This window comes from Mycobacterium shinjukuense (assembly GCF_010730055.1).
Taxonomy (GTDB): Bacteria; Actinomycetota; Actinomycetes; order Mycobacteriales; family Mycobacteriaceae; genus Mycobacterium; species Mycobacterium shinjukuense.
The window spans coordinates 912,135-923,989 of sequence record NZ_AP022575.1 but is presented as its reverse complement, the minus strand read 5'-3'; the positions used below and the strand labels follow the sequence as shown (position 1 = coordinate 923,989).

At 67.8% G+C, this 11,855-nt stretch carries 10 protein-coding genes; 4 read left to right on the top strand and 6 right to left on the bottom strand.

Annotation, left to right across the window (positions count from 1 at the left end):
* Positions 1–75: 75 nt before the first annotated feature.
* On the bottom strand, positions 76–279 hold the full coding sequence (locus G6N20_RS04030; protein WP_142271860.1) for a hypothetical protein: 204 nt from the start codon (positions 277–279) through the stop codon (positions 76–78).
* 146 nt (positions 280–425) lie between these two features.
* Here G6N20_RS04030 and G6N20_RS04025 point away from each other — a divergent pair, with 146 nt between their 5' ends.
* A complete protein-coding gene (locus G6N20_RS04025) occupies positions 426–2,468 on the top strand; it encodes a glycoside hydrolase family 15 protein (protein ID WP_083046308.1) in 2,043 nt (680 codons plus the stop codon).
* A 79-nt stretch (positions 2,469–2,547) separates the two neighbouring features.
* Here G6N20_RS04025 and lepA read toward each other — a convergent pair whose 3' ends face one another.
* Positions 2,548–4,398, bottom strand: coding sequence for a translation elongation factor 4 (lepA, locus tag G6N20_RS04020; RefSeq protein WP_372516351.1), 1,851 nt, complete (start codon positions 4,396–4,398; stop codon positions 2,548–2,550).
* 116 nt (positions 4,399–4,514) lie between these two features.
* Here lepA and G6N20_RS04015 point away from each other — a divergent pair, with 116 nt between their 5' ends.
* Positions 4,515–5,117, top strand: a complete 603-nt coding sequence (locus tag G6N20_RS04015; RefSeq protein WP_083046307.1) for a type II toxin-antitoxin system PemK/MazF family toxin — start codon at positions 4,515–4,517, stop codon at positions 5,115–5,117.
* Positions 5,118–5,258: 141 nt separating this feature from the next.
* Here the strand turns inward: G6N20_RS04015 and G6N20_RS04010 are convergent, their stop codons facing one another.
* The gene (locus G6N20_RS04010; protein WP_083046348.1) at positions 5,259–5,687 is read right to left on the bottom strand and encodes a CBS domain-containing protein; all 429 of its coding nucleotides are present in this window, start codon (positions 5,685–5,687) and stop codon (positions 5,259–5,261) included.
* A 182-nt stretch (positions 5,688–5,869) separates the two neighbouring features.
* Here G6N20_RS04010 and G6N20_RS04005 point away from each other — a divergent pair, with 182 nt between their 5' ends.
* On the top strand, positions 5,870–6,712 hold the full coding sequence (locus tag G6N20_RS04005) for a ribonuclease Z (RefSeq protein ID WP_083046306.1): 843 nt from the start codon (positions 5,870–5,872) through the stop codon (positions 6,710–6,712).
* Between the two features lie 237 nt (positions 6,713–6,949).
* Complete coding sequence (locus tag G6N20_RS04000; protein WP_083046305.1) at positions 6,950–8,368, top strand: PE family protein; 1,419 nt, start codon at positions 6,950–6,952, stop codon at positions 8,366–8,368.
* Here G6N20_RS04000 and G6N20_RS03995 read toward each other — a convergent pair.
* Genes G6N20_RS03995 through G6N20_RS03985 form a run of 3 tightly spaced genes read right to left on the bottom strand, consistent with a single transcriptional unit; the run spans position 8,365 to position 11,851 of the window.
* Entirely contained in the window at positions 8,365–9,204 is an 840-nt protein-coding gene (locus tag G6N20_RS03995; RefSeq protein ID WP_083046304.1) for a transglutaminase family protein, read from the bottom strand. The two genes, G6N20_RS04000 and G6N20_RS03995, sit on opposite strands and share 4 nt — an antisense overlap.
* Entirely contained in the window at positions 9,204–10,181 is a 978-nt protein-coding gene (locus G6N20_RS03990; protein ID WP_083046303.1) for an alpha-E domain-containing protein, read from the bottom strand. The genes G6N20_RS03995 and G6N20_RS03990 overlap by 1 nt, the downstream gene beginning before the upstream one ends.
* Complete coding sequence (locus G6N20_RS03985; RefSeq protein ID WP_083046302.1) at positions 10,181–11,851, bottom strand: circularly permuted type 2 ATP-grasp protein; 1,671 nt, start codon at positions 11,849–11,851, stop codon at positions 10,181–10,183. Before G6N20_RS03985 ends, G6N20_RS03990 begins: the two co-directional genes overlap by 1 nt.
* Between the last annotated feature and the right edge of the window lie 4 nt (positions 11,852–11,855).

Below are 11,855 nucleotides of genomic sequence, written 5' to 3'. Positions count from 1 at the left end.
GTGAGCAACCACGTGACGATCACCAGCGCGATGAGGATGACGAGGACCAGGGTGACGTGGGATCGCGGCATCCGGCTACCTGGGCGCCTTGTCGGAGTGGCGGACCCGGCGCATCACCCGGATTCCCCTACCGAGCAAGGTGTCCAGCGCTACCGCCGTGAGGTAGGCCACCGCCAGCACGACCGGCATCACCGCCAGGGTCTGCAGCACGAAGGGTAACCCGGAAAGCCACAGTTCAACGCCATCCCACCAGTTGAGGAACCCGTTCACCGGACTCACCCTATGCGGCCCCGCGGCCGAAACCAACGCGCAGGGATCGGCCGGTGCCCCCGGCTACCCGATGAACCACCGTCGTCGGGGGCGGACCGGCGGCACGGTAACCGAGGTGGTGGACGCGGGACAGGTCGACAGCCGATGATGGCGGCATGGTCCTGCACGCCGAACCCGCTGACGAGGCCCCGGTGACCGTCGCAGACGCTGAAGCCACCGACGCCACCGCGATTCGCGCGTTCGAGGCAGCCGCGTCGGTGAGCTTCCGCGCGCCCACAGCGTCCAGCTCCCCGCTGCGCAACCCCTTTCCGCCGATCGCCGACTACGCGTTCTTGTCCGATTGGGAGACGACCTGCCTGATCTCCCCAGCCGGGTCGGTGGAGTGGCTGTGCGTGCCACGGCCGGACTCCCCGAGCGTGTTCGGCGCGATCTTGGACCGTAGCGCGGGCCATTTCCGGTTGGGCCCCTACGGCGTTTCGGTGCCCTCCGCGCGGCGCTACCTTCCCGGCAGCCTGATCATGGAGACCACGTGGCAGACCCACACCGGGTGGCTGATCGTGCGCGACGCGCTGGTGATGGGGCCATGGCACGACATCGAGCGGCGGTCGCACACCCACCGTCGCACCCCGATGGACTGGGACGCCGAACACATCCTGCTGCGCACGGTGCGCTGTGTCAGCGGCACCGTCGAGCTGATGATGAGCTGCGAGCCGGCGTTCGACTACCACCGCGTCGGCACCACCTGGGAATACTCCGCCAACGCCTACGGCGAGGCCGTCGCCCGCGCCAGCAAGCACCCCGACAACCACCCAACGCTGCGGTTGACCACCAACCTGCGCATCGGGCTGGAGGGCCGCGAGGCGCGGGCACGCACCCGGATGAAAGAGGGTGACGACGTGTTCGTCGCGCTGAGCTGGACCAAGCACCCGGCGCCGCAGACCTACAAAGAGGCCGCCGACAAGATGTGGCAAACCACCGAGTGCTGGCGGCAGTGGATCAACATCGGCAACTTCCCCGATCACCCGTGGCGGGCATACCTGCAGCGCAGCGCGCTCACACTGAAGGGGTTGACCTACTCGCCCACCGGCGCGCTGCTGGCGGCCAGCACCACGTCGCTTCCCGAAACGCCGCGCGGTGAACGCAATTGGGACTATCGCTACGCCTGGATCCGCGACTCGACGTTCGCGTTGTGGGGCCTTTACACCCTGGGGCTGGACCGGGAAGCCGACGACTTCTTTGCGTTCATCGCCGACGTGTCCGGCGCCAACAACGATGAGCGCCATCCGCTGCAGGTGATGTACGGCGTCGGTGGTGAGCGCAGCCTGGTCGAAGCGGAGCTGCGCCATTTGTCCGGCTATGACCACGCGCGCCCGGTACGCATCGGCAACGGCGCCTACAACCAGGACCAACACGACATTTGGGGTTCGATCCTGGACTCGTTCTACCTGCATGCCAAATCCCGCGAGCAAGTCCCGGAGAACCTGTGGCCGGTGCTGAAGCGGCAGGTGGAAGAGGCGATCAAGCACTGGCGTGAGCCCGACCGGGGAATCTGGGAGGTGCGCGGTGAGCCGCAACACTTCACGTCGTCGAAGGTGATGTGCTGGGTGGCCCTGGACCGGGGGGCCAAGCTAGCCGAGCGTCAGGGCGAGAAGAGCTACGCCCAGCAGTGGCGGGCGATCGCCGAGGAGATCAAGGCCGACATCCTCGAGCACGGGGTGGACTCGCGCGGCGTGTTCACCCAGCGCTACGGCGATGAAGCGCTGGACGCGTCGCTGCTGCTGGTGGTGCTGACCCGGTTTCTACCGCCCGACGACCCGCGGGTGCGCAACACCGTGCTGGCCATCGCCGACGAGCTCACCGAGGACGGCCTGGTGTTGCGGTACCGGGTACATGAGACCGACGACGGGCTGACCGGGGAGGAAGGCACGTTCACCATCTGCTCGTTCTGGCTGGTGTCAGCGCTGGTCGAGATCGGTGAACTGGGCCGCGCCAAGCGGCTGTGCGAGCGGCTGCTGTCCTTCGCCAGTCCGCTGCTGCTGTACGCGGAGGAGATCGAGCCGAAGACCGGGCGTCACCTGGGCAACTTCCCGCAGGCGTTCACCCACCTGGCGCTGATCAACGCCGTGGTGCACGTGATTCGTGCCGAGGAGGAAGCCGACAGCTCCGGGGTGTTCCAGCCCGCCAACGCACCCATGTAGCTGATCCGCTGCCGAGCAAACGCAAGCTCGCACGAACCGGCACCGCCCGGTGCGATTCTGCGGCTGCTCGCGCGGCTAGCTAGCCCTTCCTGCCCTTGTCGCCGGCGGCTTCGGTGGACAACGCGGCGACGAAGGCCTCCTGCGGCACGTCGACCCGACCGATCGTCTTCATCCGCTTCTTGCCTTCCTTCTGCTTCTCCAGCAGCTTGCGTTTCCGGGTGATGTCACCGCCGTAGCATTTGGACAGCACGTCCTTGCGGATGGCCCGGATATTCTCGCGGGCAATGATTTTCGACCCGATGGCGGCCTGCACCGGCACCTCGAACTGTTGGCGCGGGATCAGCTCTTTGAGCTTGCTGGCCATCCTGCTGCCGTAAGCGAACGCCGCGTCCTTGTGCACGATGGCACTGAACGCGTCCACGGCCTCGCCCTGCAACAGGATGTCGACCTTGACCAGCTGGGCCTCCTGCTCGCCGGCCTCCTCGTAGTCGAGGCTGGCGTAACCACGGGTGCGTGACTTGAGTGCGTCGAAGAAGTCGAAGATGATCTCCCCCAACGGCATCGTGTAGCGCAGTTCGACCCGCTCCGGCGACAGGTAGTCCATGCCGCCGAGCTCGCCGCGGCGCGATTGGCACAGTTCCATGATCGTGCCGATGTACTCGCTAGGCGCGATGATGGTGGTCGTGACGACGGGTTCGTAGACCGTGCGAATCTTGCCCTCCGGCCAGTCCGACGGGTTGGTCACCCGGATTTCGGTGCCGTCGTCTTTGTGCACCCGGTACACCACATTGGGGGAGGTCGAGATCAGGTCCAGGTCGAACTCGCGCTCCAGGCGCTCACGGGTGATCTCCATGTGCAGCAGCCCGAGAAAACCACACCGGAACCCAAAGCCCAACGCCACCGAGGTTTCCGGCTCATAGGTCAGGGCGGCGTCATTGAGCTGCAGCTTGTCCAGGGCATCGCGCAGGTTCGGATAGTCCGAGCCGTCGACCGGATACAGGCCCGAGTAGACCATCGGCTTGGGCTCACGGTAGCCCGTCAGCGCTTCCGTGGCGCCGTTGCGCGCCGTCGTCACGGTGTCACCCACCTTGGACTGGCGGACATCCTTGACGCCGGTGATCAAGTAGCCCACCTCCCCGACCCCCAGGCCCTCGCTGGCCTTCGGTTCGGGTGAGACGATGCCGACCTCGAGCAGCTCGTGGGTCGCCCCGGTGGACATCATCGCGATGCGCTCGCGGGGGCTGATCTTGCCGTCGACCACGCGGACGTAGGTCACCACGCCGCGGTAGACGTCATAGACGGAGTCGAAGATCATCGCGCGGGTGGGTGCGTCGGCGTCACCTTGCGGGGGCGGCACCTCGCGTACCACGTGGTCGAGCAGGTCGGCGACGCCCTCCCCGGTCTTGCCGGACACGCGCAGCACGTCGCCGGGTTGGCAGCCGATGATGTGCGCGATCTCGGCGGCATAGCGATCGGGGTCCGCCGCGGGCAGGTCGATCTTGTTGAGCACCGGAATGATGTGCAAATCGCGGTCCAGCGCCAGGTAGAGGTTCGCCAGCGTCTGAGCCTCGATGCCTTGGGCGGCGTCGACCAGCAACACCGCACCCTCGCAGGCCGCGAGCGCGCGCGACACTTCGTAGGTGAAGTCGACGTGTCCCGGCGTGTCGATCAGGTGCAACACGTAATCGGTGTGCTCGACCCGCCAGGGCAGCCGCACATTCTGAGCCTTGATGGTGATGCCACGTTCGCGTTCGATGTCCATCCGGTCGAGGTACTGGGCACGCATCGAGCGCTCGTCGACGACCCCGGTCAGCTGCAGCATTCGATCGGCCAGCGTCGACTTGCCGTGGTCGATGTGAGCGATGATGCAGAAATTCCGAATCTGCGCCGGCGGGGTGAAGGTTTTGTCGGCGAAACTGCTGATGGGAATCTCCTGGGCCGAGGATTCTTGCGGGTGGTTGAGCCTGGTTGACCGGCGGTTCGTGGCATGTCCAGCGTATCCGTGCAGGGCAGCCGGGACACGCTTTGCGCGTCTATGCTGCGAACATGGCGTCCACCCGGAAGTCACAGTGGAAGACGTTCCAGCGCTTCGCGGAGAACCTGGTGGTCCATGGGGCTCCGAAGGTCGTCCGTCAGCTGCAGAACTCGCAAACCGTGCTGCGGGAACTGCAGCACGCCGTGAAGATCACCGCGAACATCATGGCGATGGGTTTGCCGTCACCACCGGCCGAGATCGCCGCGGGCCGGCCGGTGACGAACACCAGCTTTCCGACCGCGCAGCGGGCCCGCAAGGTGGCCTACGCCCCCAACCTGGACGGCCGCGCCGATTGCGGAGAGATCGTGTGGACGTGGGTGGTCTACCCGGACGACCCCACCCGCGGTGAGGACCGACCGGTGCTCGTCGTGGGGCGTGACCGCGACGTCCTGCTGGGGTTGATGGTGTCCAGCCAGCAGCGGCACGCCACCGATCCGGATTGGGTCGGGATCGGTACCGGTGATTGGGATGACGAAGGCCGGCAGTGCTGGGTCCGGTTGGATCGGGTGCTTGACGTGCCCGAGGGGAGCATCCGCCGTGAGGGCGCGGTTGTGCATCGTGAGGCCTTTGACGTGGTGGCGGCCCGGCTACGTGCCGACTACTCGTGGCGATAGCGGCGGGCCGCTGAGGAGCCGGGCCAATCAGCCCGCCCGGCGACGATGCGGGCCGCGCGGCGGGCCGCTGAGGAGCCGGGCCAATCAGCCCGCCCGGCGACGATGCGGGCCGCGCGGCGGGCCGCTGAGGAGCCGGGCCAATCAGCCCTGCGTGATGTAGGACTGCAGCTGCTGCTGCTCGGCTTCGAGTTCGCCCATCCGCGTCTTGACCACGTCGCCGATGCTGACGATGCCGATCAGGTTCTTGCCGTCGAGCACCGGCACGTGACGCACCCGGTTTTGGGTCATCAGCACGCTGATCTTGTCGACCGTGTCCGATTTGGTACAGGTGGCTACGTCGGTCGTCATGATCTTGGAGACCGGGCGCGACAACACGCTGGCACCGTGAATGTGCAGCTGGCGCACCACATCTCGTTCCGAGACGATGCCGACCACACCTCCTTCACCGACCACCACCATGGCGCCGATGTTCTGCTCGGCAAGGCCGGCGAGCAGTTCGCGGACCGTCGCGTCCGGGTTGATCGTCACCACCGCCGCCCCCTTGTTCCGCAAGACGTCCGCGATGCGCATCAAGCCCTCCCGCCGGTCCGTGATCCGATTCACAACCAGGCTACGGCCAACTCGCGCAGCGGCAAAGCCAATACGGCAACACAGATAACAACCGAGCCGACGGTCGGTGCGGGCAGCGAGCCCGCCAGCCGTCTCGGTGGCGGGGGTCGCCCTGCGCCCGTTCGCGTTGCAAGGATGGGGCCATGATCGAGATCACCTTGCTCGGAACCGGAAGCCCCATCCCCGACCCGAATCGCGCGGGTCCGGCCACCCTGGTGCGAGCGCGCGGACAGGTGTTCTTGGTGGACTGCGGGCGCGGCGTGTTGCAGCGCGCCACGGCTGTCGGCGTGGGCGCGGCCGGGTTATCGGCCGTCTTGCTCACCCACCTACACAGTGACCACATCGCCGACCTTGGTGACGTGCTGATCACCGGTTGGGTGACCAACTTTGCCCCGGACCCGGCGCCGCTGCCGGTCATCGGACCGCCGGGCACCGCGGACGTGGTGGCGGCGACGCTGACCGCGTTCGGCCACGACATCGGATACCGCATCGCCCATCACGCCGACCTGAACACACCACCACCGATGGAAGTCCACGAATACACCCACGGCGCGGTGTGGCACCGCGACGGTGTGACCATCCGAGTGGCCCCCACCGACCACCGGCCGGTGGCGCCGACCATCGGATTCCGGATCGAGGCCGATGGCGCGTCGGTGGTGCTGGCCGGCGACACGGTGCCCTGCGCCGGCCTGGACGAACTGGCCGCCGGTGCCGGGGCGTTGGTCCACACGGTGATCCGCAAGGACATCGTCGCGCACCTCCCGCAGCAGCGGATACGGGACATTTGCGACTACCACTCGTCGGTGCAGGAGGCGGCGGCCACCGCGCAGCGTGCCGGCGTGGGATCGTTGGTCATGACGCACTACGTGCCGGCGCTGGTGCCAGGGCAAGAGGAGCAGTGGCGGGCCCTGGCCGCGACCGAGTTCAGCGGGCAGGTCGAGCTCGGCGACGACCTACACCGCGTTGCGGTGACCGCGCGGCGGTAGCGCGCCCCGGCACCCCCGGCTCAGGTGGCACGGCCTCGACCTGCTGCCGCCTGTTGGTAGATCTCTCATACACCCATGCTGCCCACCGGCTGACGCGGCGGCGCGGGACAGCGCGCAACACGTGACCGCTGTTTCGCGGAAATACCCGTTGCCGGCAGCGCGAGCTATACGATTCGCCGTGGTGGCGCAGCGACGATGACCAGGTGATGGCCGGGCGTCGTGAGGGGAGGTGACCCAGTGTCGTTTGTGGTGGCGGGGCCGGAGGCGATGCTGGCGAAGGCCGCCGAATTGGCCGCCGTCGGTTCGCTGATCACGGAGGCCAACACTCTCGCGGCGGCCCACACGGTCGGCTTGCGGGCGCCCGCCGCCGACCAGGTGTCCGTGGCCGTCACCGCGCTGTTCGGCGCGCATGCCCGGGATTATCAGTCCATCGGCACCCGGATGACGGCGTTGCATGACCGGTTGGTGCACATCCTGATTGCCAATGGCAACGCGTACGCCGGCGCGGAGGCCGCCAACGTCCAGCAGGCCCTACTCGACGCGATCAATGCGCCCACCCAGGCGTTGCTGGGCCGTCCACTGATCGGCAACGGCGCCGACGGCACCACCGTCGGAGGCGTGGGACAACCCGGCGGACCGGGCGGGCTGCTGTACGGCAATGGCGGACGGGGCGGCGACAGCACGCTCGCCGGAGTCGCCGGCGGTAACGGCGGCCCGGCCGGGCTGATCGGCAATGGCGGCGCCGGCGGCACCGGTGGAGATGGCGGTGCCGGCGGGTTCGGTGGCAACGCCTGGCTGCTGGGCAACGGCGGGGCCGGCGGCACCGGGGGCATCGCCACCGTCGTCACCGGTGTGGCCGGTGCCGGCGGCAACGGTGGCCTCGGGGGTCTGCTGTTCGGCAACGGCGGGGACGGCGGAACCGGCGGTGCGGGCGGGCCGGTCACCGCCACCGGCGGTGCCGGCGGGTTCGGTGGCGACGCGTGGCTGTTCGGCACCGGCGGCGCCGGCGGCCACGGCGGCAACAACACCGCCAACCCCGCCGGCCTGGGCGGTTTGGGCGGTGACGGCGGCAGCGGCGGAGCGCTGTTCGGCAACGGCGGGACCGGCGGTGGTGGTGGCATTGGCGGCGCCTCCGGCGGAGCGGGCGGGCGCGGCGGCGCGGCCGGCTATGTGATCGGCAGCGGCGGTGCCGGCGGTGTCGGCGGCGACGGAAGCACCGTTTTCGGCGGCGAAGGCGGGGACGGCGGCCGCGCGGCGGTGATCTACGGGTTCGGCGGCGCCGGCGGCAACGGCGGCACCGGACATTACGCCTCGTTCCCCTCCGGCGGCACCGGCGGGGACGGCGGTGACGCCGGGCTGTTCGGCTTCGGCGGGGTCGGCGGAAACGGCGGATCCGGTGGCGGCTTTGGGGGCAACGGCGGGCTGGGCGCGGTCATCATGGGCAGCGGCGGGGACGGCGGAGCAGGTGGCTTCGGCAACGCCATGAGCATGACCGGTGGCAACGGCGGCAGCGGCGGGGACGCCCGGTTCATCGGCAACGGCGGCGATGGTGGTGCCGGCGGGCGTGGCTTCGGGGTTGCCCCGGGTGGCACCGGCGGGAGCGGTGGAGCCGCCGGGGTGATTGGCCAGCCCGGGCGCCCCGGCGCTAACGCCTAAGCCAATCGGGTGACCTCCACGACCACGTCCAGGTCGGTGGCCCCCTGCCCGGAATAGATGCCTTTCAGCGGCGCCACGTCGGTGTAGTCACGACCAACGCCCACGCTCACGTATTGCTCGCTGATCTCGGTGTCGTTGGTGGGGTCATAGTTCCACCAACCCCCGGTCCAGGCCTGAATCCACGCGTGGCTGCGTCCGTCCACGGTTTTCCCGACCGCGGCATGGCGATGCGGGTGCAGGTACCCGGACACATAGCGCCCGGGAATTCCCATGCTGCGCAACAACATCAGCGTCAAATGCACGAAATCCTGGCAGACACCCTTGCCTTGCTCCAACGCGTCCAGCCCGGACGAATACACCCCGGTGGTGCCCGGAAGGTATTCCAGTTCGCTGCGGGCCCACCGTGCCGCGGCGACCACCGCGTCGCTGGGCTCGTGGGTTTTCATGATCCGCTTGCCCACGGCGGCAACGCGTTTGCTTGTGGGCGTGCGCGGTGTGGGGCGCAGCACTTCGTCGAATCGATCGATCACCGCGTCCGACGCCAAGTCTGTCCAGGTGGCCTTGTCCGCGGGCGGCTCCGGGCGTTCGGTCTCGACGACCGACGCGGAGGTCACCGTCAGTTCGGTGTGCGGCGCATGCAGGTCGAACGCCGTCACCGCGGTACCCCAATAGTCGATGTAACGATACGACCGAGTGGCCGGGATTGTTTCGACCCGGTTGAGGATGACGTTTTGCCGGGTGTTGGACCGCGGCGTCAGCCGGGCTTCGTTGTAGGATGCGGTCACCGGCGACTGGTATGCATACCCGGTGGAGTGCACCACCCGCATGCGCCACATCAGGATTCGCCTTGTTCGGTGACCAGTTGGCAGCGCTGGCCGGCGTCCGACCACGCGACCCAGGGAGCTGCGTGGAAGTACTGCAGCGCCAACGCATCTCCGACGTCACGACAGGTTCTCTGCAAACCCGCCAAGCGGCTCTCCAGCGACTCGAGCAGGACACCGGGTTGCACGAACTCCAGCTGGCTGCGTGCCTGTCCCAACAACCGCTGCGCTTCGGTGGTGGACCCGATGCGGCTCTGCCGATTGTGCAGCAGCTCATCGAGGTTGTGTTCGGCCAGCTTCAGCGAGTAATACACCGAGCGCGGGAAGAGCCGGTCGAGCATCATGAACTCGACCACACGGCTCGCGTCCAGCACACCACGGTAGGTGCGCAAATAGGTGTCGTGCGCGCCCGCCGAGCGCAGCAACGTCACCCACGCCGGCGACGACGCGCTGTCTCCCACCCGGGACAGCAACAGCCGCACCGTCATGTCGACTCGCTCGATCGCCCGGCCCAGCACCATGAATCGGTATCCGTCGTCACGGGAGAGTGTGGAATCCGCCAAGCCCGCGAACATCGCCGCCCGACCTTCGATGAACGACAAAAATTCATGTGGCCCAAGGCGTTTGGCGGCACGTTCGCGTTCCGGTAGGCCGTGGTAGGTGGTGTTGATGCACTCCCAGGTCTCGCTGGAGATGACTTCGCGTGCCGACCTTGCGTTTTCCCGCGCCGCCGAGATCGCGTCCACGATCGAACACCCGCCCTCGGCGTTGGTGCGAAACGCCACCAGGTCCGTCAAGGACCAGACATCCAGCCGGTGGTTGGGTGGCTCGATGCCGAGCACCCGCAACAGCAGCCTGGAGGCCTGGTCGGGATCGACGCTGGAATCCTCGAGCAGCTGGTGCACCGCGACGTCGAGGATGCGCGCGGTGTCGTCGGCCCGCTCGACGTAGCGACCGATCCAATACAGCGCTTCGGCATTGCGGGCGAGCATCAGTGGATCGCCTTCGGTCGCTGCTGCTGTTGCTGCTGCTGTTGCTGCTGAGGTTGCTCGTCTTGTTGATGGATCGGCCGCGACGCGTCGAGTTCTTGCTCCAGCACTGGCTTCGGCAGGGAACGCATGACCCGTGCGGCGCCCAGCTCTCGTTGGGCCACCGAAGCGCGCGGCGCCAGCACCCAGGTGTCCTTGGAGCCGCCGCCCTGGCTGGAGTTGACCACTCGCGAACCCTCGACCAGGGCCACCCGGGTCAGCCCGCCCGGCAGCACCCACACCTCGTCGCCGTCGTTGACCGCGAACGGCCTCAGGTCGACGTAGCGGGGCGCCAGCGACCCTTCGACCCGGGTCGGCACGGTCGACAGTTCCATCATCGGCTGCGCGATCCAGCTTCGCGGGTCGTCGCGGATCTTCTTGCTGACGGCGGCCAGTTCTTTCTCGGAGGCTTCCGGGCCGAACACGATGCCGTAGCCGCCGGACCCTTCGACCGGCTTGAGGACGAGTTCGTGGATGCGGTCCAGCACCTGTTCGCGCTCGTCGTCCAGCCAGCACCGCAGGGTCTCCACATTGGCCAGCAGCGGTTTCTCGCGGAGGTAGTACTCGATCATGGTGGGCACGTAGGTGTAGACGAGCTTGTCATCGCCTACCCCGTTGCCGATCGCGCTGGAGAGGACCACGTTGCCGGCGCGGGCGGCGTTGACCAGGCCGGCCACCCCGAGCATCGAGTCGGCCCGAAACTGCAACGGGTCGAGGAACGTGTCGTCGATGCGCCGATAGATCACATCGACCTGGCGCTCCCCTTCGGTGGTACGCATGTACACCTGGTTGTCGCGGCAGAATAGGTCACGGCCCTCGACCAGTTCGACGCCCATTTGCCGGGCCAACAGCGAATGCTCGAAGTAGGCCGAGTTGTACACCCCGGGGGTCAGCACGACCACGGTCGGGTCGGCCTCGTTGGTGGCCGCCGAGTTGCGCAGCGCCCGCAGCAGGTGCGCCGAGTAGTCGTCGACGGTGCGCACCCGATGGGTGGCGAACAAGTTCGGGAAGACGCGCGCCATCGTGCGCCGGTTCTCCATGACGTAGGACACCCCCGAGGGTGAGCGCAGGTTGTCCTCGAGCACCCGGAAGTCGCCGCGATCGTCGCGGATCAGGTCGATACCGGCAACATGGATGCGCACACCGTTAGGCGGGACGATCCCCACGGCCTGCCGGTGAAAGTGCTCACAGGAGGTCACCAACCGGCGCGGGATGACGCCGTCGCGCAAGATCTCCTGATCGCCGTAGATGTCGTCGAGGTACATCTCCAGCGCCTTGACACGTTGGATGATGCCGCGCTCCAGCCGGGCCCACTCGGCGGCCGAGATCACCCGCGGCACCAGGTCCAAGGGAAACGGTCGCTCCTGGCCCGACAGCGAGAACGTGATGCCCTGGTCGATGAACGCACGACCCAACGCGTCGGCCCGGGCCTTGAGCTCTGAGGCGTCCGAGGGTGCCAGCTCGGCGTAGATACCCTTGTACGGGCCGCGGACGTTGCCCTGCGCATCGAACATTTCGTCGAAAGCCTTCGAGTAGGCATCCGAGGTGTTGTAGCCGTCGAAGATGCGCTCGGATCGAGCGGGCGACCGCCGCCTGTTTGCCGCCACCGGGTTCGGAAGACTCACCTGTGTCATGCTG